The organism is Streptomonospora sediminis (genome assembly GCF_054778995.1).
Genome location: NZ_BAAGYZ010000134.1, coordinates 25900 through 49609 on the forward strand (window position 1 = coordinate 25900; position 23710 = coordinate 49609).

The following is a 23710-nucleotide window of genomic DNA, read 5'->3' on the forward strand; positions in this document are numbered from 1 at the left end:
TCCGGGCGAGGGGCGCGACCAATTCCTAACCGCTCCGCACGTTTGGGTCCTGGTCAGCGGATCTGCCGGTGGTTCGCGCCCGGCGGACCCGTTCCATCGGCCAACGATGCGCTGCATTACCCTCGTCAAATGGGAAGGGGGCGCGGCGGCGAGTGCAGCCGATCAACCGCGTAATCGGTGGTTCCGTTCCCGGCTATCCGGTGCAGCGGGAAGCACACCGCTGACCTCGCGAACCAATCCGTCCTCGTATTCCGGGAGACACGGTGATGATCGATTCGACGTGCAACAGCCGAAATGAACAGGGTGCGCAGCGGTCGGCGGAGCGGTTCGGGGAGGACTCCGGGGAGCGCGTCGAGCAGTGGGGCGATGAGGCGGTGAAAGCCATGGGTGCTCGTCGGCGGAGTATCGCGCTGGGCCAGGTCCATGTGCAGCAGGCGGTCTTCCAGGCGTCGGCCATGCGGCGGACTCAGGAATTCGCCGGCCTTCGCGCACCGGGCCGGTATCAGCATGCCCGCATGGTGCACGGCCGCATGTCCGCCGGTCGGGCCGATCGGCAGAGCAGGCAGCGTCCGGGCCGGATCCATCGCAGCGACTGCTCCCGGACCGCGGATATCCGTCTCACCGTGGAGCACGGATTCAGCGGATGGATGGCGGTCTCGGTACCGAAACGGCTCGTCGCCGACGCCGGGAAGGACACCGGCCGAGCCGGCCGCGCGCCGATGTCCGCCCGCGAGGGAATGGGGGCGCTGTTCGCCGGCTTCCTCACCGGGCTCTTTGCCGAGCAGGACCAACTGCTGCCCGAGGACGGCCCCCGGCTCGGCGCGGTGGTGGCCGCCCTGGTTTCTGCGCTGCTTGCGGAGCAGCCCGACGGGTCCGAACCGGGGACGCCGCCGGGAAACGGGCGGCGCCTCCGGTTGCTGCGGCACGCGCGGGAGTTCATCGCGGCCCGGTTGCACGATCCCGGACTGGACCCGGCCGCGGTCGCGGCCGCCCTCAACATCTCACTCCGCTATCTGCACAGCCTGTTCACCGAGCAGGGCACCTCGTCGCCGCGTGGATCAAGGCCCAGCGGTTGGAGCGTGCCCGCCGCGACCTCGCCGACCCGGCCCAAGCCGGACTCGCCGTCAGCGAGATCGCCTACCGCTGGGGGTTCAAGCACCCGGCGACGTTCACCCGGGCCTTCCGTACCGCTTACGGCACGGCCCCCACCGAACACCGCCGGGCGGTGCCCGGCCCCGCGCCGGCCGTGGCCGCCCCCGGCCCGCTGTAGCCGCCGACCGCCGCCCCGCCCCGCTCGCCCGGGCCCGATACGCCGGGCGAGCGGGGCGGTTCACCGCTGGGTCACAGGTCGGCCTGGCCGTAGGGCAGCAGCCGCACCGGGCCCAGCAGTCCGCACTCCTGGCGGGCCGCGTCGCCGTAGACGTCGGGGCGGAATGCGCGCATGCGGTTGATGAGCGTGGTGCTGACCTCGACCTCGATGGTGTTCGTGCCGCTGTGCAGGCGGTCGCCGAGGTCCACGACGGGGTCGAGCTGGTCGGCCGGCGGCAGGTCCTTGCCGTTCACGCTCACCCGGAACAGGTCGGTGACCCGGCCCAGGTCCAGGTAGGCGCCGTGGCCGCCCGTCCAGCCCTTGCCCAGCTCGACGGTTGCGGTGTAGCGGCCGATCCCGGAGACGTCGGCGAGACCGTCGAGTTCGGTCCAGGGCGCCAGGCCGTCGAGGTCCAGCTCGTGTGTGCGGACCTCGGTCTCGGTGGCCGAGCCGCCGGGCCGCCAGTCCTCCACTTCCAGGCGCCAGCGGGTCAGTTCCCGCTTGTCGCCGACGCTGTCGATGGCGGTGGTGACCGTCCGGCCGTCCGCGCCGGTGGTGGTGTAGGAACCGGGCGAAGCGGCCCGCACCTTCGCGGTGCCGCCGGCGATGTGCACGGAGTCGGCATCGGTGCTGTCGAAGCGGAGCTTGCGCAGTTGGCCGGGCGCGATCCCGTGCCCGCCCTTGCCGCCGCCCTTGCCCGCGCCCTTTGCCCACTGCGGCCGGGCGATGGCGACCGCCGTTGCCGCGCCGGGCGCCAGGCGCACGCGCAGCCGGATCCCGCCGTCCTCGGCGCGGTGGAGCGGGAGCGGGGTGATCCCACCCGTCCACAGGTCGATGGCGAACGGGTAGGCGTGCCGGATCCCGGTGCTGAAGGTGACATCGTGGTCGACGGCGGTGTCGTCGGATCCGTTGGCCAGGTGGTACAGGTCCAAGTGCCGGGAGCGGCGCCGCGCGTGCAGCAGCGGCGAGTCCTGTGCGTAGCGCACGCCCGGCGCGGCGCCGAGCGCGGCGATACCTTCGGCGATGTCCTCGCGGGCGGCCACCCGGTGCACGGTGGGTTGGCCGAGCAGCGCCTGCACGGTTTCGGCCAGTTCGGCGGCGCCGTCCTGGTCCACCCCCGGCTGCTGCGGCGAGCTCCAGTCGCTTACGACGACGATCCGCAGGCCGCGCTTTGCGTAGCGGAGCAACCGCCGGGCGGTCTCCAGCGGCAGGGTGGGCACGCGCCCGCTGAACGCGTCGCCCTCGAAGACCAGCAGGTTGTAAGCGGGGCCGTCGGGGGCGAGCACGCCGTCCTCGACATCGGGGTCGGTGATCTCCAGCAGCCGGGGGCTGACGAACTGGTGGGTCCAGCCGATGCGCACCCCTTCCTTGCTGAAGTAGGCGGCGCCGAACCCGGAGCCGGCGTAGCCCTTCTGCCGCAGGAAGGCGACATCGGCGGTGGATGTGCCCCACTGCAGGCCGTGCTGGGAACGGGCGAGGAACCCGGCGACATCGGCGGCGTGCTGCCAGGTGGGCAGGCGCGGCCCCCACGACTCGCTGTAGCCCACACCGCCGTCGTAGGGCGTGAACGCGGCAAAGCCGGGCCAGCGGGCACCGGGCGCGTCGGCGTAGGAGAACCCGTGCAGCACCGCCTGGTTGACCCCGGCGGTGTACTCGCGGGAGACGGTGCGCGCGGTCTCGCGCCAGGTGGTGCTGTAGGAGCCGCCGTAGACCGCGCCGGCCTCGCTGGAGAGCACCGTGTTGCCGCCGAGATCGCGCCCGCCGGCCAGCGAACGGAAGTCGTCCAGGTTGTTGAAGCCCAGCGACTCCCCCTCGGGGATGTCCACCACGGCGGCCTTGGCCATGGCGTCGGTCTCCAGGCCGTAGGGCTGGATGCGGTAGCGCAGCCCGAGCCGGTGCGCCCACTTCTTGAGCGGCTTGAGGTGGTGGTCGATGTAAAGCTGCGAGAGGACGTCGTTGAAGTCGTCGGTGGCGCGGCGGTCGGTGGGCGAACCGAAGCTGAACACCTTGTCCTCGTCGGCGCGGACCAGGACCGGCAGGTAGGGGAGCGGGTCGTAGCCGGTGTGCTCCTCGAATTCGGCGGGCAGGCCGGGGGTCCACAGCGTGGCGTCGGTCTCCATCTCGATGGAGTCCTCGAACAGCGCGCCGCCGGCCGGGCCCTCCAGCAGGGCGCGGATGCGGGGGGTCAGGATGTGCTCGTCCCAGAAGTCGGTGACAGCGCGCGTGCCGGCCGCGCTGAAGTGGTCGACGACGTAGGACACCGGTTCGGTGTGCGGCCCGGCTTCGGGGCGCTGCCCGCTGCCGCGTTCCCAGTAGGCGATCAGCGCCCACGTGGCGCCGCCCTCGCCCGGGGCGGTCCAGGACAGCTCCTCGCCGTAGGCCTCGGAGGTCAGGTCGACGAGGCTGTCGGCGACCAGGGAGCACGGGCTGTCCTGCGGGTCGGCTCCGTCGGCGAGCCGCACCGCCTGGACGGCGAACAGGGAGCGTTCGGTGACCCCATCGGCGGGGGCGGTCGCGGGTTCGGGGAGAGCGCCGCTGATCTCCTCGCCGGCAGCGAGGAACCGCACGCCGTGGGCCAGCTCGCGCATGGCGGCGGCGTCCTGGGGCGTGACCGTGGGCACCGCAGCGGGCCACGCGGGGCCGATGGTGATGTCGACGACCACTCCGCGCCGCTCGGCCCGCGACAGCGCGGCCTCCAGCGCGTCGCGCCAGCGCTCGGTGCCCCAGCCGGTGTTTTCGGGGTCCAGCGGTTCGTCCACGCTGTGGTGCACATCGGCGATCTCGACGCCGCCGAACCCGGCGTCGGCGATCTGGTCGATCTCCCGGCGGATCTCGGCGGGTTCGACCATGCCGTGCGGCCACCACCAGCGGAACTTCGCCTGCACGGCACGGGCGGGGTCGGCCAGGCCCGCTGCGAGCCGGGAGTCGGCGGGTGCGGCTGCGGCGCCGGGCAGCCCGACGGCGGGTTGCAGGGCGGCGGCCGTGCCGGCCGCGGCGCCGGCGCCGATGAAGAGCCGGCGGGAGAGCTGCGGGCGGGCGTCCGCGTCCGCGGCGCCGCTGCTATTGGCGGGTCCGCTGCTGGTGGAACCGCCGCGGTCCGGGGTGTCGTGGCTCGGCATCGTGCTCCTTCCCACGCCGCGGTGCGGCGGGGTGCTCACGTGGGGGATGGGGGGATCATGGGATCGATGGGTGCGCATCGGCGCGGCGCGCTGATTGCGCCTGCTGATGGCGCTTGCGGTGCGGATCACGTGATCGGCGTCACGTGATTAAAACGTTTCAGTGAGGTTACTGATCAAGGGTCGAGTTGATCAACAGGTGATCCACAACTTGGCCGGATGCGGCCAACCGTGCCGGTGCTCCCAGGGAGTGAGCGGCGGAAACGAATCGCCACCGATGCGCGGCGGCGCCCTATGGCAATGTGAACGTTTTACTCGATCCGTGGCCGCGGGGCTCCGCTCCGTCGCTCCGGATTTGCTCCATCCCTCGCTCGGAACGCCGCACGGCCCCGCCCCGCACGCCGCCGAACCCCGCCCCAGCGGCCGCGGTCGGCCGCGCCGCGTGCGGGCGGGCGGTGTGCGAGCCGCGCGTGACCGCGCGCACCGCCCGGGATTAACATCGCCCCAGCCCGCACCCGCCCTGAGCGGCCGCGGAGCCCGCTTACCGGTCGGCCGGCACGCCCCGGGATGCGGGGTCCGGGGCCGCCCGGCGCGCCCCCGAAGATGGATGGATCCTGGACGAGCCATGCCCACCCAACCCGCACCGTGGCGCGGCATCGCCCGCGCCGGCGACCGCCGCTCCGAAGTCGGCCCCATCGAGCTCTTCTTCGACCTCGTCTACGTTTTCGCGATCATCCAGCTCTCCCATGTGCTGCTGGAGCACCTGAGCTGGCAAGGGTTCGCCGAGACCGCGGTCGTCTTCGCCGCGGTCTGGTGGGGTTGGAACTACACGGCGTGGGCGATGAACTGGCTGAACCCGACCAACACCCGGGTGCTGCTGCTCAACGCCGTGCTGATGCTGGCCTCGCTCGGCATGGCCGTTGCCATCCCCGACGCGTTCGGCGAGTCGGGACTGCTGTTCGCGGGCTGCTTCGTCTTCATGGGCATCCTGCGGCCGGTCTTCATGATCGCCGCGTTCCGCGGCCGGGAGCTTGCGTCGAACTACACGGCCCTGCTGACCTGGTCCGCCCTGGCGGGGGTGGCCTGGATCGCCGGTGCGCTGCTGCCGGCGGAACTGCGGCTGTGGGTGTGGCTGCCGGCGGTCGTGATCGACTACGCCGCGCCGCTGCTCAACTTCCGGATTCCCGGCGTCGTCAGCGCGCCGATGGAGCGGTGGGACACCGACCCCGACCACCTCGCGGAACGCAACCGGCTGGTGTTCATCATCGCCCTGGGCGAGTCGATCCTGCTCATGGGCAACGCCCTGGCCGCGGAAGGGACCCCGGACCTCGCCACCCTCGGCAGCCTGCTGCTGGGCTTCGTCTCGCTGCTGGTGCTGTGGTGGAACTACTTCGCGCTGGCCGGCCACGATGTGGCGGGCGGCCAGGGCCACACCGGTGCGCTGCGGTCCGCGTTCGCCTACGCCCACGCCCTGATGGTGCTCGGCGCCATCGTGGTCGCCGTGTCCCTGGAGCTGCGGCTCACCCATGACCACCTGAGCGCCGCGATCGTCCTGGTGACCGTCGGCGGTCCGCTGATCTACCTGGCGGGCAACGTGCTGTTCCTGCGGTCGCGGTTCGGCCGGATCGCCCGCGGGCGTTTCATCGCCGCCGCGGTGCTGGTCGTTATCGGGGCGGTGGGGATCGTCTGGCACGCGCAGCTGCCGATGGCCGTGCTCGGTCTGCTGGTCCTGCTGGTGACGCTCTCGCTCGCCGTTTCCACGGCCCGTTCCCGCGCTGCGAGCGGCGCGGGAACGGGCACGTGAAGAACCGGAGTCGGAAAACGAACCGGAAACGGGCCCGGGTCAGGGCGCGGGCTGCTCGCTCGGCCGCTCGCCGGGCCCGCCCGGCTGAGCGGTGTCGCCCGGCCGCTCGATCCGGCGGACACCGAAGTACCGGGTCAGCGGCGCCAGGAACGCGAGCAGGGCCGAGAACAGGAACCCGCTCCAGTTGAACACCGCCCACGGCAGGAACTCGAAGTTGCCCACTCCGAGCGTGGTCGCGAAGAAGACACCGGAGACCGTCCACGGCATCAGCACCTCGGTGATCGTCACCGAGTCCTCCATGCTGCGGGAGAGGTTGACCGGGTGCAGGTTCCGCCGCCGGAAGGACTCCCCGTACAGGTCGTTGACGAGGAAGTACGTCACCAGGGCGTTGGACGTGCCGTTGATGATGGCGAACCCGGACAGCAGCGTGGTCGCCACCAGGCCGCCGGTGGACTTCAGCTTCCGGATCACCCGGCCGAGCAGGACCCGCAGCACGTTGGAGCTTTCCATCGCCGAGGCGAAGAAGAACGCGCAGAACACGAAGAAGGCGGAGTTGTACATCGACTGCAGCCCGCCGCGCTCCAGCAGGCTCGTCAGCGTCTCGGACACGTCGCCGCCGTTGGGCAGCATGTCCAGCGTGAACCCGGAGACCGAGGCGGCGAACAGGTCGGCCACGGGGAAGCCCTGGACGAAGTACGCCAGCACCAGCGCCGTCAGCGACGACACGAACAGGACCACCAGCGGCGGCTTCTTCATGATCGAGCCCGCCAGTACGACCACCGCCGGCAGCAGCAGGACCGGAGTCAGCGCGAAGTGGTCGTTCAACTCGGTGATGGTGCCGTTGAGGACGCCGAGGTCGACCGATGCCGCGTCGATCGAGGAGCCCGCAACCAGGAAGACGACGATCGCCAGCACCGACGACGGCAGCGCCGTGTAGAGCATGTGCCGGATGTGCTCGTACAGGTCGGCGCCTGCTGCGAGCGCGCTCATGTTGGTGGTGTCGGACAGCGGGGACAGCTTGTCGCCGAAGTAGGCGCCCGAGACCACGGCTCCCGCGGTGATCGCCAGCGAGACGTCCATCGTCGCGGCCACGCCCAGCAGTGCCACGCCGATCGTGCCCGCGGCGCCCCACGAGGTGCCGGTGAACGTCGCGACGATCGCGGTGACGATGAAGGCCAGGACGTAAAGGTAAGCCGGGTTGATGAGTTCCAGGCCGTAATACACCATCAGCGGAATGGTGCCGGCGATCATCCAGGACCCGATGAGCATGCCGATACTAAGCAGGATCAGAATGGCGGGCAGCGCGCGTTTGATCTTTTCGCCCATGCCGGTGAGGACATGGTTCAGGCTGCGGCCGTGCCAGACGGCGAAGAGAGTGAATACCACCCCCGCGAAAATGACCATCAGTTCGGCGGGGTACTGCATGATGCCGATTCCGCCGACGAAGATCGCCACGGTGACGGCCACCGGTATGCAGGCGATCGCCAGGCTCGGCTGGGGCGGCGTGTCGGTTCCGGCTCCTGTCCCGGTCCCGGTCCCGCTCCCTGTTCCGTTCCCGCTGCCGGACCCGGTGGCTTGCCCGGTCCCGGTCTCAGCCCCGGTTCCGTGCTCGGATTCGGTTTCCTCGTGGGGGGTGGCCATGTGATTCCTCTCGGTGCCGCGCTGACCTGTCCTTACTGCAGCTTGTCGAATGCCCTTTCGAGATCCTCGATCTGGTTTTCCGCGCCTTCAAGTCCCACGGACAGGCGGATCATCCCGGCCGAAAGACCCTTCGCCTTTAGTGCTGCCGCGTTTCCCGGACGCAGCGGCGAGGTGGCGAGGCTTTCGTAGCCGCCCCAACTGGTCCCGATCCGGAAAACCTCCAGGCTGTCGATGAACCCGGCGACCCGGTCGAACGTGCCGTCCTTCAGGTCGAACGAGAGCAGCCCGGAGAACCCGCTGAACTGGCCGGCGATGACCGGATCGTCGGGCCGGTGGTCGTAATAGGGGTGGTGGACCGCTGCCACCTCGGGGCGCTCGGCCAGGAAGTCGATCACCCGCTTGGCGTTGCGCTGGTGCTCCTCCATCCGCACCGGCAGCGTGCGCAGCCCGCGCAGGACCAGCGACGCTTCGAGCGCGGACATCACCGACCCGAACAGCTGGTACGCCCGGTAGAAGAGGTCGCGGATGAACGGCTTCGAGCCGACCACCGCGCCGCCGACGACGTCGCTGTGCCCGCCGATGTACTTGGTCAGCGAATGGATGACGATGTCGATCCCGGCCGCCATCGGCTTCTGGAACAGCGGGGTCGACCACGTGTTGTCCACCGCGGTCCGGATCCCGTGCCGCCGGGCGATCCGCGCGATCTCGGCGAGATCCAGCACCTGCATCAGCATCGTGCCGGGGCTCTCGACGTAGATCAGCGCCGTGTTCTCCCGGATGTGGTCCTCGATGTCGGTGGTGTTGTCGGCGATCGCTGTGTGCTCGATCCCGAAGTTGCGCAGCTGCTCGGCCAGTTCGAGGGTGGGGCCGTAGACGTTGTTGACGAACAGCACGTGGTCGCCCTGCCGCAGCTGGGTGGCCAGCACGGCGCTGATCGCGCCCATACCCGAGGCGAAGCACTTGGCGGCGGCGCCGCCCTCCAGTAGAGCGAGCCGCTGTTCCAGGAACGCCACCGTGGGGTTGGCGCCGCGGCTGTAGACGAACTTCTCGTCCTCTTCGGCCTGCTGCTCGATGAACGACCGGAACGACGGCTTGGTGAACAGGCTGGTCTGGAACACCGGGGGAGCCACCGCGCCCTCTTCGCTGCCCGGACCGTCCCACGCGCCCATGCAAATTTCTCTGTCGGTCCTGTTCACCGTGCTCCCTTGTTCCGTTGCGGCCGAGGTGGGTGACTGGCGGTGCGTGCTGGGGGATGCGTGGGGGGTAGGCCGCTCGCCTGCGGCGGGCGGTGCCGCCGGGGTGCGTGAGCGTGCGCCGGGGCGTTGCGCCGGTGGATCCGGCGCTCAGTCGCACGGCGGCATACATTGCGACCTGGGACGACGCGGAATGTGTCCCGATCGAGCTATCTTGTAATACAAGCTGCTAAGCAGTCAATGGGTGGGTTCCTGCCGATCTCCGGAGTCATCGCGGAACTGCGCTGGGTGGCCGCACCCGCACCCGCGCCGTTGCGGGCGTGCGGTGGCCGGGGCCTTCGCCCGCAGGGGCGGCTGCGCGGGCGGTCTGTAGGCTGATGGCGCCGGACATCCGTGCAAGGACCCAAGCGACACACTGGGAAGGGCGAGGCGAAGACGATGGGAGCAGCGTCTCCGGAGCCATCGGAGCCGGAGTCCGCGGGCACCGCCGACCGGCCCCGGGCGCAGCGCGCTCGGCCGAACTCGCTGACGGCGCAGGTCGTCGCCTTTGTCGAAGAGCTGTGCGTGGGCCCCGGCGCCAAGCCCGGCCAGCAACTGCCCCCTGAGAACGAGCTGGCCGAACGGTTCGGCGTCAGCCGGGTGGTGCTCCGCGAAGCCATGAAAACCCTGGAGACCAAGGGCCTGGTGCACCGGCGCCAAGGCAAGCCGGCGGTCATCGCCTCGCCGAACGCGCTGCCGGTCGAGAGCTTCGTGGCGCTGTCAGTGCTGCGCGACCGCCGGACGCTGATGGAGTTCACCGAGATCCGCAAGGCGCTGGAGGTCCACGGCGCCCGGTTGGCGGCGCAGCGGATCTCCGGTCCCGACGAGGAGCAGACCCGCCCGCACATCGCCCGCGCGCGCCGGTCCATCGCCGAGATGCGCGCCGACCCCCTCGACGTGCCCACGCGGGTGCGCACCGACTTCGAGTTCCACCAGGCGCTGGCGGCGGCCTCCGGCAACGGCAGCCTGGCCCAGATACTCGACGCGCTCGAACAGTCCCTCGCGGGCAGCCGCGAGCAGAGTCACCGCCGCTTCCTCGCCACCGCCGAGGACCCCGCCGTCTCCGCAACCGAGCACGAAGAGGTCCTCGAAGCGGTCCTCAGCGGCGACCCCGCCCGCGCGGTCGAGGCGATGGAGTACCACCTCCAGGTCACGCTGCGCGAGATCGAGACCCGACCGGGCCCCGGCGGCGCGGAAGCACCGAGCGGCACCGCCGGCGGCTGACCGCGGGTACCGGGCCCGCGGCGCCCGCGGCGTTCGGCGGCCGGGGGCGCCCCTCCGGCGCGGTCCGGGACGGCCCGGCCCCGGATCGGGACCGCCCGGTCGCCCGGGCATCACTCGCCGAGGCGGCGCAGCAGCTCGGCCGTTGCCGGGTCGGCCGGGTAGAACGTCTCGATCCCGATCTCGTCCAGCGTCACATCCCGCGGCGCGCCGAACACCGTGGTCGTGTAGAGCAGCGCGAGGTCGCCGTACCCGGTCGCCATGCGCATCGGCACGGCGACATCGTTGACCGGTGCTTGGTCGGCGTGCGCGCGCTCGGCCTGCGAGCGGGACCCGGCGCCGGGGTAGCTCTCCAGCTCGGCCAGCAGCTCGGCCAGCCCCGGTGTGGCGGTGCGGTCGAGCTGGCGGCGCACCCGGCGCAGCACGTGGCCGCGCCACTCGTCCAGGTTGCGGATCTGCGGCGCCAACCCGTTGGGGTGCAGGGTCGCCCGCAGCACGTTGAGCCCGGACGCGGTCAGCTCCGCCGGTACCGAACTCAGGAAGGCCGACATCGCCCGGTTCGCCGCCAGCAGGTCCCAGCACGCGTTCACGGCCAGCGACGGGTTGGGTTCCTGGCCGGCCAGCACCGAGCGGATCGCATCACCGGCGGCGCCCAGGTCGGCGAACGGCCGCTCGGAGTGCGCGGGTGCGAAACCGGCCGCGAGGTAGAGCGAGTTGCGTTCCCGGAGCGGGACCTCCAGCTCCTCGCACAGCCGGGCGATCATTTCGCGGCTGGGGTTGGCCCGCCCGGTCTCCAGATAGCTCAGGTGGCGCGTGGAGACCTCGGCCGCCAGCGACACATCCATTTGGGAGCGCCGCCGCAACTCCCGCCAACGCCGGAGCTGCGCCCCGACCGGCTCGGTGGTGACCGTCATGCGGCCACACTCCCGCACCGCCGCAGGCGCGGCAATAACCTCCCGGGTCATCGACGGGCGGCCACCGCCGGGGCGAACCTTCCAAGGGCGCGGCCACTGCCTTGCGGCTGCCGACCGGGGCGGGTTCTTCGCCGCCGGCACCGACATCATCACGCTCGCCCCGGACGGCCGCACCACCTCCGTCTGCGTCTTCCTGGACCGCCCGCCTGAAGGCTTCGGCCAGCACCATGCCGGCAACGCCTGAGCCGCACGGCCGCCGCCACCCGCGGCAGGGGCCGACTCGTCGGCTCAGCCGGCCCCGCCGCCGTCGCCGTCTTCCGGGAACGTCCGCAACGAGATCGTGGACTGTCCCAGGCGGCGCAGCGAGGCGAACAGGGCGTCGCCGAGGACGGTCCCGACGATCATCGCCTCGGCGGTGCTCTGCCGGTCGGGGAGGTCGGAGATGGAGGCCAGGTCGACCTCGGCCACCCGCATGGCGGCGGACGCGTACACGTCCATGAACCGGTCGAGCTGGGCGCCGTGCCCGAGGCGGCGGAACGTCGCCATGATGTCGGCTATGTCGCGGACGTAGGGGATTGCGGGGTCGTGCGCATAGCCGTGCCGGTGCAGTAGTTCGCCGGCCTCGTCCAGGGCCGGGCCGTCGGGCGTGCCGGTCCCGGAACCGGCGCGTTCGGCGAAGGTCCGCGACAGGATCCCGAGAACACCGCCGAGTTCGCGGTCCGGGGAGTCGACCTCGGCCATCACCTCGCGGACCGTGCTGATGGGCAACCCGCCGATGTCGACCATGGTCCGCACCAGGCGGAGCCGCCGCAGGTGGGAGTCGGAGTAGCGCACCTGGTTGGTGTGAGTGCGCTCACCCGCCGGAAGCAGCCCCTCGCGGACGTAGTACTTGACCGTCGGCACCGGGACGCCGGACTGCCTGCTCAGCTCGCTGATACGCACGGGCCTTTTGTACCCCAGTCGGCACGGTGCCGCTACCAGACCGGTAGCCCATGTATTGATAGTTCAACTATCGATAGCTACCATATCGGTATGACTGTGGAGCAGCGCCCCGAGGCGGCAGACCCCCCGAACCCTCCGACCCCCCAGAACGAATCGAGCCCTCCGAAGCCGAACGGCGCGAAACCCGACGACGGCCGCCGCCGGCGGCAGCGCACGCGGCGGCGGATCGCGCTGGGCGTGGTAACCGTGCTCAGCCTCGGCACCCTCTCGGCCGTCGTCCCCTACCTGGGGTTCGACGCGGCGGCCTCCAAGGTCGGCATCCGGCCCGATGTGCCGTTCCACTTCCCGCTGCTGATGGCGCACATCCTCACCGGTGGCCTTGCACTGCTGCTCGGGCCGCTGCAGTTCTACGCACCGATCCGGCGGCGGGCGCCGCGGGCCCACCGGCTGATCGGGCGGCTCTACCTGCTCGCCGGGGTCGTGCCATCCGGCATCACCGGGTTCGGTGTCGCGCTGCTGACCACCCGGGGTTGGGTGGCGGGAGCCGGCTTCGCGATGCTCAGCGTCTTCTGGCTCGTCAGCGCGGCTTACGGCTACGCCGCTGTGCGCCGCCGCGACTTCGGCGCACATGAACGCTGGATGCGCCGCAACTTCGCGGCGACCTTTGCCGGGTTCACCCTGCGGGCATGGCTCGGCCTGCTCATCGCCGCGCAGCTGCCCCTGCTGGAGCCGGTCTACGGCGGCGACTCCGCGGCGCTCTTCGCGGTGGCGTATTCGACCGCGGCCTGGATGTGCTGGGTGCCCAACGTCCTGCTCATCGAGTGGTGGATCCGCAGCCGGGCGGCGAAGGGGCGCGCGCGGGCGTGAACAGATGCGGACGGCAACGGCGGCCGGGACCTACCCGCCCCACCGGGCAGCCGGAGCCCCGCCCGGTACCGGCCGGGGCTCCTGCCGCGCTCCCGCTGGAACGCGGTGCCCGGCGGCGCCTCCCGTCCGCGGAGCCCGGCCGGTCCCGCCGGTGGCGGCGGCCCGCTTTACGGCCGCTGGGCGAAGATGACCCCCTGCCGGGTGGTGATGGTGAACGTCCCCGCGGTCTCGATGGCCTGTTCCAGGCGTTCGCGGGCGCGCCGCAGGATGGCGCCGAAGGGGACGCCGGCCTGGGCCGCCCAGGCCCGGTAGGAGCCGAGGTGGTCGAGCACGAGGGCGGGCTCGCCGACCTCGATGCTGCCGGTCAGCTCCTGGACCTCGACGTCGGCGAAGTCCTCGCGCAGCCGGTCGGCGCCGGTGTCGAGCGGGAACCTGTCGGAGAGCCGGGTGCGGTGCGGAACCTGCCCGGCGCCCAGGACATCGCCTGCCGCGGCCTGCCAGAGGTCGTCCAGTTCCTGTTTGTCGTCCTCGGCGTTGGTCGACGCGATCAGGATGCCGCCGGGGGTGAGGACCCGGCCGATCTCGGCGAGCGCGGAGTCCACATCGGGCAGGTGGTAGAGCAGGTGCATCGCCAGCACCGCGTCGACGCACGCGTTTTTTACCGGGAGCACCGCCGCGTCCGCGCAGAGGACCGGCCCGGGCAGGTCGTCGACCATGCCCGGTTCGGCGTCGATCCCGATGGTGGTCGCAGCCGGGCGTTCACTGCGCAGGCGGTGCAGGTACTCGCCCTCGCCGCAACCGAGGTCGAGCACGGTCCGGTGGTGTCCGGCCAGCGCACCGATGGCGATGGCGGGCAGGTCGAATCGGGGTTGCTGCAGGTCGTAGAGCCGTTGGCGGGAGGTGGCGGTAGAGCGGCCGTCGCTGCCGGCGACGTTCCCGGCCGTGGTGCGGCCGGCGGTGCCGGGGGACCTGTCGGCGTTCATGCGCCCGATCCTGCCATTGCCCGGCGCCCCTGTCTGCGCTCGCGCCCGGGTGCGGAACGGGCCGCGGAGCCGAAGGGCCCGGCGGGGCGCGGGCCCCAGGGGCTGCCCGCAGGCCGGGTGGCCGGTGTTGGTGCGGCTTGCCGCCGCTGCGCGCCCCGCGCCCGGACCGCACCGCTTGCCCGGGTCACCCGAGGTAGGGGTATTCGCCGCGCAGGTAGCGGCCGATCTGGTGGTGCATGCTCGGGTGGATGTCGAAGGCGTGCAGTTCCTCGGGCAGGACCCACTCGACCCCGTCGGCCTCGTCGTTGACCCGCGGCGCCCCGCCGGTTGGGCGGCCGATGTAGGCGACCTCGAACTGCTGCCGGATCTCGCCGTCGGTGTAGGCGACGATGTGCCTGGGGTCGGAGAAGACCCCGAGGAGCCCCGTGACCTCGGCGACCACCCCGGTTTCCTCCTCGCACTCGCGTACGGCGCACTGGGCCGGGGTTTCGCCGATGTCCTGGGCGCCGCCCGGCAGCGCCCACTGCCCGGTGTCGCGGCGGCGCTGGAGCAGGATGGCTCCCTGCGCACCGGCCACCAGAAGGTTGCTGGCGGGGATGAGCGTGTTGGCCTCCGGCGCGCGGGGGTCGCGGTAGTACTCGGTCCTGCCCATGCGGGCTGCGCTCCTCTGCTCGGTGGTGCTCCCGGTTCTCGGACTCCCACCAGCCTGCCGCCCGCACGGCCGGAACGGCACGCCGGGCCGGGTCTCAGCGCGTGGCGCGCCACTGTTCGACGAGTGCGGCGACATCCGGTGGCGCGCCCGCGGCTCGGCGCGGCCCCGGCCGCCGCATCTCGGGCACCATGCGATTCAAATAACACAAATTTGTGTTATCCCAGTCATCTGGCTACCGTCGATGCCATGCCGACCGACGACGAGCTCACCTTCGCCGACCACATGGGCCGCTTCTACGTCCGCCGTTTCGCCTTCCCGCCGATGGTCGGCCGGCTCTACGGCTATCTCGCGATCTGCGACCCGCCGGCCCAGACCATCAACGAGCTCGCCGAGGCGCTCATGGCCAGCCGCAGCGCGGTCACGGGCGGGGTGAAAGTGCTGGAACAGCAGGGCTCCATCCGCCGCACCCGCGCAGCGGGCGAGCGGATGGACCGGGTCCGGCTCGACTACTCCTCGCGCCAGGCCCAAGGGTTCGACATCGCCGAGTACCAGGAGCAGCGCGACCTCGCCTACGAGGGCCTCGACATGCTCAAGGACGCCCCGGCCGAACGCCGGGCCGCGCTGCTGGAAATGGCCGCGCTGGCCGAGTTCCTGGTCGAACGCGTACCCGTACTCGAACAGGAGTGGCAGGCCCGCCGCGCCGCCCTGCGCGCGGAGAACAAGCTGCCCGACCGCCAGAAGACCGACCGGCACCCGCCAGGCGGCGGGCGCTCCCACCGCGGCTGAACGAGCGGCCGGATCGGGTCTGCAACCGCTGCCGCGCAAGCCGACCAACCACCGCATTCCCGCATTCGGAGGTCCCGATGCCCCCCACGGACAACAGCGCCACCGATCCTGCCGCGGCACCCCCCGCCCCGGATCCCGGATCGCCGACCCAACTCCCGCCGGTGCAGGAGCTGCCCATCTCGCGGCCCACCGATTGCCCCTTCGACCCGCCCGAGCGGTTTGCGGCGCTGCGCGACGAGGCTCCGCTGCGCCGGATGACCTACCCCGACGGCCACGAGGGATGGCTGGCCACCGGTCACGCCGCGGTCCGGGCGATACTGTCCGACCAGCGCTTCAGCTCGCGCTACGAGCTCAAGCACTACCCGTTCCCCGAGCTGGCGTCCGTCGAAATCCCTCCGGCGCCGCCCGCCGAACTCACCGGGATCGACCCGCCCGAACACACCCGCTTCCGCAAGATGCTGGCCGGCAAGTTCACCGTGCGCCGCATGCGCCAACTGGCCGACCGGGTCGAGGAGATCGCCGCCGAACACCTCGACGCCATGGCCCGCCAAGGCCCGCCGACCGACCTGGTCACCGCCTACGCCCGCCCCATCCCGGCCGTCATGATGTGCGAACTGCTCGGCGTGCCATACTCCGAACGCGAACTTTTCCAGCGCAACGCCGAGATCATCACCGGCGACGCCCCTGGCGAGCACACCGTGGACGCGTGGAACGCCCTGCACGAGTACCTGGGCGGGCTGGTGCGGGCCAAACGGGCCGAGCCGACCGACGACCTGCTGGCCGACCTCGCCGGCAGCGACCTCGCCGAGGAAGAGCTGATCAACCTCGGCGTCGTGCTGCTCGGCGCGGGCCTGGACACCACCGCCAACATGATCGGCCTGGGCACCTTCGCCCTGCTGCAGCACCCCGACCAGCTCGCCGCGCTGCGCGACGATCCCGGCCTCATCGACCAAGCGGTCGAAGAACTGCTGCGCTACCTCAGCATCGTCCCATCCGACGTCCGCGCCGCCCTGGAGGACGTCGAGATCGGCGGCCACCTCATCCGGGCCGGCAAGAGCGTCACGTTCTCGGTCCAGGCCGCCAACCGCGACCCTAAGAAGTTCCCCGGCCCCGACAGCCTCGACCTGCACCGGTCGGCAACCGGCCACTTGGCGTTCGGCCACGGCATCCACCAGTGCCTGGGCCAGCAGCTCGCCCGCGTGGAAATGCGCGTCGCCTACCCGGCGCTGCTCAAGCGGTTCCCGGCGCTGCGGCTCGCAGTCGAGCCCGGCGAGGTGCCGCTGCGCACGGGAGCCAGCATCCACGGTGTGCTCGAACTCCCGGTGACCTGGTAGCAGAGCCGACGGGATAAGAGCCGCCGGCGCGGCTCGGAGGGCCGCCGGTGCAGGAGGCGGCCCGGCCACCGCGTTTCCTGCACCGGGCGCCGACCCGGCCACTCCCGGCGCGGTGGTTCAACCGCCGCCGGAACCGAAGGTGCCGGTGATGCGCACGGAATCGGCGGGGTCCAGCCCGACCCGCGTTGCCCAGGCCCGGGCGTCAGCCAACCGTGCGTTCCGCTCGGCCAGGGCGGCGACCGCCAGGCCGGGCGGCGTGCCGGCCTCGTCCAGCAGGGTGGTCCACTGCCGCGCGGTCAACTTCAGGTAGCGCAGCCGGGGCAGGCCGGCCAGCACGTGCAGATCGGGGACATCGGCTCGGGAGAGGTCCAGACCGTGCAGACCGCCGACACTGCGCAGCGGCGCGATGCCGGTCGGGCCGGCGGTGCCCAGTTGCAAACTGGCGAGCTGGCGGTGGCCCTCCAGCGGGGTCAGATCGCCGCCGTCCAGCGTGACACGCACGCACTCCACCGGCAGCGTCCGCAGCGGCGCCAGATCGGCGACGGGGTGGGCGCTGGTCAGCGTGCGCAGGTTCACGGCGGCAGCGAGTGCCGACAGGTCGCGCACCGGCTCGTCGCCGGGGCCGATGACGACCTCCTGGGTGGCCGGCGAGGCCGCGGTGCCAAATGCGCTGCCGACCTGCCGGGGGCCTGGGGATTCGAGCTCGGGGTCGGGGAAGTGGAGGTCGCCGGATTGCTTGTAGGTTTCGCGGTCCAGATGGTCCAGGTAGTGGGCGAGCAGCGCGGTGACCGAGTCGGCGATGTAGACCGGCTCGTCGTTGTAGGGGTAACCGATGCGGATGACCTGGCCGGGCCGGCCGTTGCGGGCCGGCGACATGTCGACCGCCAGGTAGGTGAAGTCCTCGTTATCGGCAAAGGGGATCCAGGCCGGATGCATGGTGCAGCGCCGGATCGTCTCAGGCGGGTGGGGGTCGGATACGGCCGAGAACCAGGAGAGGTCCCATTCGAACCAGCCCGGCTCGCGGAGGAGTTCGTGGGCGGCCACCAGTTCGTCCAGCGACATCCACAGGCCGCCGAACAGCGCGCCGCGTTCGAGGTCGTCGCTCTGCGGGTCGTCGCCGTCGGCGATTGAGTACAGCGCCCGCAGGTCGGCCGGCAGGGTGCAGCCGATGCGGCGTTCGGCCTCATCGATCGCCGCCGGTGCGGCCGGCTGCGGCAGGGAGTCGGGCTCATCCAAGATCGCGGCGCGGCGGTCGAGGTATTCGCGGAACCGCGCCGCAGCCAACCGCGGGTCGCCCGCCGGGGCGGCGGTGCCCCCCTCCTGCCGCGAACCCGGCTGAGGCGGCAGGTGGCCGCGGTCCAACAGCGCCTGGAAGCCGCCCTCGCCGTTGCTCAGCCCGATGAACGAGTCGGAGGCCGCGACCATCTCGAAGTCTCCGGACGGCCGGCACGAGAACTCGAACCAGGGGGTGTGCCAGCCGGGGAACCGCTGCAACTCCTCCAGGACCGTTTTCCCCTGCGCGGTCAAGTCAGGGGGGATCCGACCGCGGCCGACCCGGCCGCCCGGCCAGGTGGAGATCTTCGATACACCGTCTCCAAACCCGCCCGCGTCCCCGGACGTCCGAGCCAGCTCCCAGCCCTCCGGCGCGTTCGCGGCGACCACCTCGGCGAGTCGGCGCGCTTCCTGCTCGATCATGTCCCGTCTTCTCCTGTTTCTGCCGGTATCGCCGCTAAGCCTGGCAGCGTCCAAAGACAGTTCCGGTGTCGGCGGGCGCGGCTGAACGAGTGCTGGCAGAGTGGAGGAGCCGCCGGGTACGGGGTACCCCACCGCGGCCCCGCGCCCGGCCCTCCCCGCGCCCCGACCCGCCGACCGTCCGGCCGCCAAGTAAGGATCCGCCCGGTGCCGTCCCCTGACCTCCAGCCCGCGGTGCGTTTCCACAGTGTTGTGCGCGCCTACAGCCCGGCCCACGCCATCGGCCCGGTCGACCTGCACGTTGCTGCCGGCGAGTGCGTCGCGCTGGTGGGCGCCAACGGGTCGGGCAAATCGACCATGCTGCGCATCGCCGCCGGCGCGGACCGGCCGACCGCGGGCATGGTCACCGTGCTCGGCGCGGAGCCCCGCGCAACCGACCCCGGGTTCCGGCGCTCCGTGTTCGTGCTCGAAGATTTCAGCTGCTTCCCCGACCTCAGCGTGCGCGAACACCTGGAGCTGGTGGCCGCGGGGCACGGACTCGGGCGCGGGGGCAGCGCCCGGATCGCGGCGACACTTGACCAGTGCCGCCTCGGCGCCCACGCCGACGCGAACCCCCGCACCCTGAGCAAGGGCCAGCAGCAGCTGCTCGCGATCGCGGCCATGCTGCTGCCGCCGGCCCGGCGCGTGTTCGTCCTCGACGAGCCGGAGAGCCACCTCGACCGCGCCGCCCGCTCGTGGCTGGGTGAAACCCTGCACGCAATCAAGGACGACGGGGGCGTCCTGTTACTGGCGACCCACCACGGTTCCCTTGCCGAGCGGCTGGCCGACCGGACCGTCACCCTGGAGGACGGCAGGCAGCAGAACGGCGGGAGCGGCCAGGGCGGCGGCGCAGGCGGCGCCGCCGGCGACAGGGGCGGCGATGCGTAGCCCAACGCCGCAGTCCGCCGCCACCGGAACCACCGGTGCCACCGGAGCCACCGCCCGAGCCGCCGGAGCCGACCCGGCGGCGCCCGACCTGCACCGGCGCACCGCAGCAGTCTTGGACCTGCTCCGGAACCGGCGCCGCGCCCGGCTGCGGCAGCGCAAGGGCGACATCGCATACGCGGTCTACCTGGCGGTCTTCGGCGGGGCCCTGGTGCTGGTACCGCTCATCACGGCGGTCCTCCAGACGCTGCGCTCCGCCGCCGCCCTGCCGGAGTGGGCACCGGATGCGATGGCGGCCCTCCCGTTCTGGGCCACCGCCGCACTGCTGGTCGTGCTGTGGAGCGCGGTCTACGACGCCACGGTCCGCGGAGCCGTGCGCATCGAACCCGCCGCCGTCGACTGGGTCCTCACCCTGCCCATCAGCCGATCGGCGGTACTGCGACCTGCGCTGTGGCGCGCGGTGGCGGCGCGGGCCGCCCTGGGCTCCGCGCTCGGGCTCGTCCTGCTCATCGGCCTGTGGCAGAGCGCGGTCCCCGCGCCCGCCGGCGCCGCACCCGCGGTCGCGGCCCTGGGGCGAGCGGCACTGGCCGGAGCACTTACCGGGGTGCTGACCGCCGCACTGGGCGCCGCCGCCACCGTGTACGGCGCAGGGCCGCTGCGCTTCCTGCGCCCGGTGTACTACCTGGCGCTGCTCGTGCTGTGCGGTGCGGGCGCCCAGGCGTGGGCCGATCCGGCGCCCGCGTTCGCGACCGGCCTCGCCCTGTGGTCCGGGCCCTGGGGGTGGGCGCCGCAGGCCGTGCTGCCGCCGGCCGTACCGGGGGCCGCGGCGCCGTGGCCGGCGCTGCTGCCGCTCGCCGCGGCGGCAGCGGGCACGCTCGCTTGGTCGATGCGCACCGTCCCGCAGATCCCCCGGTGGCGGCTCCGCGCACACGCAGCTACGGCAGCGGGCGTGCGCAGCGGTTTCTGGCTGATCGACGCCAACTGGCTGCACACGGCGTTCGGCGGCGCGCACACGGGCGGCCGCTACCGGATCCGGCTGCCCCCGCCGCGGCGGGCGTGGCTGACCGTGCCCTGGCGCGACGCGCTCCACGCCCTGCGGTCGCCGGTCCCGCTGCTGCGCGCCTGCCTGCTCTCCGCGGTCGCGGTCCTGGTGGCGCACCTGCCGATCGAACCGGTGCCCGCGGTCGCCCTGGTGTTGAGCGCTGCGGTTCCGGCGCTGCACTACTTCGCCGCAGCGCAGCTCTTGGGAGCGGCCCGGGCCGAGGTCACCGATCCGCGGCTTGCGCGGTACTTCCCGCACACAGCGGGTGTGCTGGGCCTGCTGCACGGGCTCGTGCCCGCGGTCCTGCTCGCCGCAGTGACCGCGGTGGCGGGTGCCGGCGCCGCGGCCGCGTGGGGCGCGGACGGCGGGGCCGCGATCCGCGCCGTGCTCCTGGTTCCCGCCGCGGTGGCCGCCGCACTCGTGGGCCTGTACCGGGGGACGCTGCCCGCCCACCTCATGGTGGGCTACGACACACCGTTCGGCAACAGCGCCCCGATGCAGATGCTCCTGTGGCACGCGGCGGGCCTGGCCGGGCTGGTGGCTCTGGCCTGGCCCGTCGCGGCGGGTGCACTGGCGGGGCCGTGGGCCGCGGCGGGTTGGCTGCTCGCCGGCGCGGGCTGCTTGGCCTGGTGGGCGCAGCACCGGGCGCGCGGAGCGCTGGCCGGCGCGGTCTGACCGGCGTTGACCGGCTCCGGCCGGCGCTGACCGGCAAGGCGGTCGGCCGCCTGAGCGGCCGGTTTCCCGAGGCTGTGGACGGTCGGTCGAGGGGATACCGGACTGCGCCTGCCTGCGCGGGCCGGGCGGCCCCCGGTGCCGGTGGGCCGCCCGCGCGATCCGGCGGCGCACCGGCACCCGTGCGCCGCCGCTTACCCGAGGTCGGCGCGGCTGACCCCCAGTGCTTGGGCGCGCGCGTTGAGCCCTTCCTCAAGGAGCTTGCGCGTCGGCTTGTAGGCCACCTGCGCCGCGAGCCGGGCTGCCTCTGCGAGCGCCTCCTTGCCCTCCAGCGTGCACAGCGCCATCGCGCACGCGTTGGCGAGCTTGGGCATGCCCGGCCCGATGTCCGGCACGTCCTGCACCGCCTTCTCCAGCAGCGCGCTCAGGCCGTGCGCCGTATGCGGGTGCTCGGGCAGGAACGACACCAGCCACACCAGGCCGCGGGCGGCTTGGTGGTTGTACGCGTCGTAGCCCGGCGGACGGCGCGTGGCGGCGGGCAGCTTGCGCGGGTCCTGGATCGCGGCGAGCCAGCTCAGCGCCAGGTCGCGGAACTCTTCCCCATCGACTTCGGCGAGCAGCGTGCGCGCCTTCGTCTCCCAGGCGGTATTGGGCCGGGCCATTGCCGCCGTGAGCGTGTGCCGTACCAGGTCGGTCCATACGGCGGGCAGGTGCGCCAGGTCGGCGAGGGCTTGGTCGGACCACGGCTCGCCCGGGTTGAGTACCGGGTGCTGGCCGGTGAGCAGCGCACCCATCTTCCGCAGGTCCTTGGTTATCCAGGAGCCGCCTTCGTAGCGCTCGCGCCGCAGTTCGGTGCGGAGACCACCCGGGAGATCCCGGCCGCAGCTCAGCTCCACCCACACCATGTCGATGCTGCGCCACCGCCGGAGCGTGTCCCCGGGGTCGAACCGCAGCGCCTCCTGGCGCGCGGCCGCCAGGCGGTCGTCGGGTTTGCCCAGCGACCGTGCCAGGAACGCGTGCATCCGCAGAATCCGGAAACGCCGGTCAGCGTCGGCGTCCGATCCGTGCAGGTCAACGCAGGCCTCGACCAGCGAACGCCGGACACCTTTCGGTAGGCGCGCAAGCTCGTTGAGGACTCCGGCGAAGTCGGTATCCGCAACCACCGCCTCGCATGCCGCCGCCGCGTCACCGCGTTCGGCGGCGGCCGACAGCATGGGCTCCAGTTCGTCGTAGCCGAAGTACTTCAGCGGGCCCGAGGTCAGCGCGGCGCGCATCCAGATGACCGATTCGCGCCGCTCCTGGGTATCCGCCGCCTCCAGCATCCCTGCGCAGTGGCGGTCCAGCCGGAGGCGGACATCGCGGGGCAGCCTCACCAGCCTTCTCGCCACCCGGGTGAGGGAAGAACTCTCGAATACCGCTGCGTTTGCTGCGGGGGCGCCGCCCTCGACCGCCTCCCGCACCAGATCCTGCACCTGGTGCCGTTTCCTGTGCACAATCAATTCCGGCCGATCCGCGAGCGCCGTGCTCAGCCATAGGATCCGTTCCCGCTGCTGCGGCTCCTGACTGCGCTCGTAGAGACCTTGCAGCACATGGTCAGCGAGCGGCCTGCGGTGCTCCGGGTGAAACGCCCGAAGGCGCTCGACCAGCCGCGGGAACTCCGCGGACGCGAGCACGCCCTCCATGGCCTCCCGCTTCTCGTTGTACGCCCTTTCGCCGCTGTGCATGGTGGCCAGCACGGATGCCTCGAACCCGTCGGTTTCCAGCAGGTCCACGCGGCGCGCCAGCAGTCCGGCGTGCATGGCGCGGATGCGGTCCCGGTGCTCTTGGGATTCGGCGGTCTTGTACAGCTCGACGCAGGTGTGCGCCAGCCGGCGGCGGGCGTCTTCGGGCAGTGTGCGCAGGTGCCGCACCGTCCGCCGGAAGTCGCCGGCCGCGAGCACCAGCTCGCAGGCCGCCGCGGGGTCACCGCGTTCGTCGGCGGCGAGCACCGCGGTATCGAACTCGTAGAACTCTGCGAAGTCGGTCATCACTTCACCTATCGGGGGGACGAGGTTGGGAAATGCGAGTTCCAGGCCCGGCGCGAACCGGTGTGCGCGTCCGGATCGGCCGGCCGCCGCTCTCCGGTCAGGATCGGGGGTCCGTTGCCGGAGCCGCGGCATCGGGGCCCGTTCCCGGCGAGCGCGGTCACCGCTGTTGGAAGCCGCCGTTCGGGTCTGGCCGGCACGCCGGATGGCGCGGATCACGCGGGCCGTTCAGCGCGGCCCTCCGTTTCCGCCTGCCGCGCAACCCCGCGGAGCGGCGCCGCGGCCGCCTTCGCGCGCGCGGCCTCCTGAAACCCAACGCTGGGCCACCTCCCGCACTCTCACCCGTACCTTGACCATATCCAGGACCACCGCAGCCCCGCGGCCACCGGACCCCTCCCGCCGAACGACAGCGGCCGGCCGGGCGCGCACGGCGGGGGTGAGAGGGAGGGGTGCGGCGGGCCAAGGAGAGCCGCCGCCATCAGCGAACGAGGGGGCTAGATCGTTGATGGGAGTTTCCCGAACCGGCTGCGGGCATGGCGAAGGGCGCCGAAGATC

At 72.2% G+C, this 23710-nt stretch carries 18 protein-coding genes and 1 pseudogene; 9 read left to right on the plus strand and 10 right to left on the minus strand.

The window, feature by feature from the left end:
* Positions 1 to 125: 125 nt before the first annotated feature.
* Complete coding sequence (locus ACYVD5_RS26025) at positions 126 to 926, minus strand: hypothetical protein (protein WP_461003805.1); 801 nt, start codon at positions 924 to 926, stop codon at positions 126 to 128.
* Positions 927 to 1045: 119 nt separating this feature from the next.
* On the opposite strand from ACYVD5_RS26025, the pseudogene ACYVD5_RS26030 reads away from it, so the two are divergent.
* A pseudogene (locus ACYVD5_RS26030) lies at positions 1046 to 1270 on the plus strand (helix-turn-helix domain-containing protein); the annotation flags it as partial.
* A gap of 71 nt (positions 1271 to 1341) precedes the next feature.
* Here the strand turns inward: ACYVD5_RS26030 and ACYVD5_RS26035 are convergent.
* Positions 1342 to 4428: a glycosyl hydrolase gene (locus ACYVD5_RS26035; protein WP_461003788.1), complete on the minus strand. Its 3087-nt coding sequence runs from the start codon at positions 4426 to 4428 to the stop codon at positions 1342 to 1344.
* Positions 4429 to 5050: 622 nt separating this feature from the next.
* On the opposite strand from ACYVD5_RS26035, the gene ACYVD5_RS26040 reads away from it, so the two are divergent.
* Entirely contained in the window at positions 5051 to 6229 is a 1179-nt protein-coding gene (locus ACYVD5_RS26040) for a low temperature requirement protein A (RefSeq protein WP_461003789.1), read from the plus strand.
* Between the two features lie 39 nt (positions 6230 to 6268).
* Here ACYVD5_RS26040 and nhaC read toward each other — a convergent pair whose 3' ends face one another.
* Positions 6269 to 7870: a Na+/H+ antiporter NhaC gene (gene nhaC / locus ACYVD5_RS26045; RefSeq protein WP_461003790.1), complete on the minus strand. Its 1602-nt coding sequence runs from the start codon at positions 7868 to 7870 to the stop codon at positions 6269 to 6271.
* 32 nt (positions 7871 to 7902) lie between these two features.
* Positions 7903 to 9039 (minus strand): trans-sulfuration enzyme family protein, encoded by a 1137-nt coding sequence (locus ACYVD5_RS26050; protein ID WP_461003791.1) that lies wholly within the window; start codon positions 9037 to 9039, stop codon positions 7903 to 7905.
* Positions 9040 to 9501: 462 nt separating this feature from the next.
* Here ACYVD5_RS26050 and ACYVD5_RS26055 point away from each other — a divergent pair, with 462 nt between their 5' ends.
* The gene (locus tag ACYVD5_RS26055) at positions 9502 to 10326 is read left to right on the plus strand and encodes a FadR/GntR family transcriptional regulator (protein WP_461003792.1); all 825 of its coding nucleotides are present in this window, start codon (positions 9502 to 9504) and stop codon (positions 10324 to 10326) included.
* 110 nt (positions 10327 to 10436) lie between these two features.
* Here the strand turns inward: ACYVD5_RS26055 and ACYVD5_RS26060 are convergent, their stop codons facing one another.
* On the minus strand, positions 10437 to 11237 hold the full coding sequence (locus ACYVD5_RS26060; RefSeq protein ID WP_461003793.1) for a helix-turn-helix domain-containing protein: 801 nt from the start codon (positions 11235 to 11237) through the stop codon (positions 10437 to 10439).
* Here ACYVD5_RS26060 and ACYVD5_RS26065 point away from each other — a divergent pair.
* A complete protein-coding gene (locus tag ACYVD5_RS26065; RefSeq protein ID WP_461003794.1) occupies positions 11236 to 11481 on the plus strand; it encodes a hypothetical protein in 246 nt (81 codons plus the stop codon). The two genes, ACYVD5_RS26060 and ACYVD5_RS26065, sit on opposite strands and share 2 nt — an antisense overlap.
* A 44-nt stretch (positions 11482 to 11525) precedes the next feature.
* Here ACYVD5_RS26065 and ACYVD5_RS26070 read toward each other — a convergent pair whose 3' ends face one another.
* Positions 11526 to 12179, minus strand: coding sequence for a MerR family transcriptional regulator (locus ACYVD5_RS26070; protein ID WP_461003795.1), 654 nt, complete (start codon positions 12177 to 12179; stop codon positions 11526 to 11528).
* Positions 12180 to 12269: 90 nt separating this feature from the next.
* On the opposite strand from ACYVD5_RS26070, the gene ACYVD5_RS26075 reads away from it, so the two are divergent.
* Positions 12270 to 13046 (plus strand): DUF2306 domain-containing protein, encoded by a 777-nt coding sequence (locus ACYVD5_RS26075; RefSeq protein ID WP_461003796.1) that lies wholly within the window; start codon positions 12270 to 12272, stop codon positions 13044 to 13046.
* A 167-nt stretch (positions 13047 to 13213) separates the two neighbouring features.
* Here ACYVD5_RS26075 and ACYVD5_RS26080 read toward each other — a convergent pair whose 3' ends face one another.
* Positions 13214 to 14029 carry a class I SAM-dependent methyltransferase gene (locus ACYVD5_RS26080; protein WP_461003797.1) on the minus strand — a complete coding sequence of 272 codons (816 nt, stop codon included), beginning with the start codon at positions 14027 to 14029 and terminating at the stop codon, positions 13214 to 13216.
* A 184-nt stretch (positions 14030 to 14213) separates the two neighbouring features.
* A complete protein-coding gene (locus ACYVD5_RS26085; protein WP_461003798.1) occupies positions 14214 to 14681 on the minus strand; it encodes an NUDIX hydrolase in 468 nt (155 codons plus the stop codon).
* Positions 14682 to 14927: 246 nt separating this feature from the next.
* Here ACYVD5_RS26085 and ACYVD5_RS26090 point away from each other — a divergent pair, with 246 nt between their 5' ends.
* Both ACYVD5_RS26090 and ACYVD5_RS26095 read left to right on the plus strand, forming a co-directional pair.
* Positions 14928 to 15467, plus strand: a complete 540-nt coding sequence (locus tag ACYVD5_RS26090) for a GbsR/MarR family transcriptional regulator (RefSeq protein WP_461003799.1) — start codon at positions 14928 to 14930, stop codon at positions 15465 to 15467.
* 77 nt (positions 15468 to 15544) lie between these two features.
* Positions 15545 to 16801, plus strand: coding sequence for a cytochrome P450 (locus ACYVD5_RS26095; RefSeq protein WP_461003800.1), 1257 nt, complete (start codon positions 15545 to 15547; stop codon positions 16799 to 16801).
* 117 nt (positions 16802 to 16918) lie between these two features.
* Here the strand turns inward: ACYVD5_RS26095 and ACYVD5_RS26100 are convergent, their stop codons facing one another.
* Positions 16919 to 18496, minus strand: coding sequence for an SMI1/KNR4 family protein (locus ACYVD5_RS26100; protein ID WP_461003801.1), 1578 nt, complete (start codon positions 18494 to 18496; stop codon positions 16919 to 16921).
* A gap of 204 nt (positions 18497 to 18700) precedes the next feature.
* Between ACYVD5_RS26100 and ACYVD5_RS26105 the strand changes: the two genes are divergently transcribed.
* Positions 18701 to 19420: an ATP-binding cassette domain-containing protein gene (locus tag ACYVD5_RS26105; protein WP_461003802.1), complete on the plus strand. Its 720-nt coding sequence runs from the start codon at positions 18701 to 18703 to the stop codon at positions 19418 to 19420.
* Positions 19413 to 21134 carry a hypothetical protein gene (locus ACYVD5_RS26110; protein WP_461003803.1) on the plus strand — a complete coding sequence of 574 codons (1722 nt, stop codon included), beginning with the start codon at positions 19413 to 19415 and terminating at the stop codon, positions 21132 to 21134. The genes ACYVD5_RS26105 and ACYVD5_RS26110 overlap by 8 nt, the downstream gene beginning before the upstream one ends.
* A 191-nt stretch (positions 21135 to 21325) precedes the next feature.
* On the opposite strand, the gene ACYVD5_RS26115 is transcribed toward ACYVD5_RS26110, so the two are convergent.
* Positions 21326 to 23158 carry a hypothetical protein gene (locus ACYVD5_RS26115; RefSeq protein ID WP_461003804.1) on the minus strand — a complete coding sequence of 611 codons (1833 nt, stop codon included), beginning with the start codon at positions 23156 to 23158 and terminating at the stop codon, positions 21326 to 21328.
* Positions 23159 to 23710 lie beyond the last annotated feature (552 nt).

What these genes read in the sequence shown, in the direction of transcription:
- ACYVD5_RS26035 (WP_461003788.1), bottom strand. Translation starts at nt 4,428, where the DNA reads ATGCCGAGCCACGACACCCCGGACCGCGGCGGTTCCACCAGCAGCGGA.
- ACYVD5_RS26040 (WP_461003789.1), top strand. Translation starts at nt 5,051, where the DNA reads ATGCCCACCCAACCCGCACCGTGGCGCGGCATCGCCCGCGCCGGCGAC.
- nhaC (WP_461003790.1), bottom strand. Translation starts at nt 7,870, where the DNA reads ATGGCCACCCCCCACGAGGAAACCGAATCCGAGCACGGAACCGGGGCT.
- ACYVD5_RS26050 (WP_461003791.1), bottom strand. Translation starts at nt 9,039, where the DNA reads ATGGGCGCGTGGGACGGTCCGGGCAGCGAAGAGGGCGCGGTGGCTCCC.
- ACYVD5_RS26055 (WP_461003792.1), top strand. Translation starts at nt 9,502, where the DNA reads ATGGGAGCAGCGTCTCCGGAGCCATCGGAGCCGGAGTCCGCGGGCACC.
- ACYVD5_RS26065 (WP_461003794.1), top strand. Translation starts at nt 11,236, where the DNA reads ATGCGGCCACACTCCCGCACCGCCGCAGGCGCGGCAATAACCTCCCGG.
- ACYVD5_RS26060 (WP_461003793.1), bottom strand. Translation starts at nt 11,237, where the DNA reads ATGACGGTCACCACCGAGCCGGTCGGGGCGCAGCTCCGGCGTTGGCGG.
- ACYVD5_RS26075 (WP_461003796.1), top strand. Translation starts at nt 12,270, where the DNA reads ATGACTGTGGAGCAGCGCCCCGAGGCGGCAGACCCCCCGAACCCTCCG.
- ACYVD5_RS26080 (WP_461003797.1), bottom strand. Translation starts at nt 14,029, where the DNA reads ATGAACGCCGACAGGTCCCCCGGCACCGCCGGCCGCACCACGGCCGGG.
- ACYVD5_RS26085 (WP_461003798.1), bottom strand. Translation starts at nt 14,681, where the DNA reads ATGGGCAGGACCGAGTACTACCGCGACCCCCGCGCGCCGGAGGCCAAC.
- ACYVD5_RS26090 (WP_461003799.1), top strand. Translation starts at nt 14,928, where the DNA reads ATGCCGACCGACGACGAGCTCACCTTCGCCGACCACATGGGCCGCTTC.
- ACYVD5_RS26095 (WP_461003800.1), top strand. Translation starts at nt 15,545, where the DNA reads ATGCCCCCCACGGACAACAGCGCCACCGATCCTGCCGCGGCACCCCCC.
- ACYVD5_RS26100 (WP_461003801.1), bottom strand. Translation starts at nt 18,496, where the DNA reads ATGATCGAGCAGGAAGCGCGCCGACTCGCCGAGGTGGTCGCCGCGAAC.
- ACYVD5_RS26110 (WP_461003803.1), top strand. Translation starts at nt 19,413, where the DNA reads ATGCGTAGCCCAACGCCGCAGTCCGCCGCCACCGGAACCACCGGTGCC.
- ACYVD5_RS26115 (WP_461003804.1), bottom strand. Translation starts at nt 23,158, where the DNA reads ATGACCGACTTCGCAGAGTTCTACGAGTTCGATACCGCGGTGCTCGCC.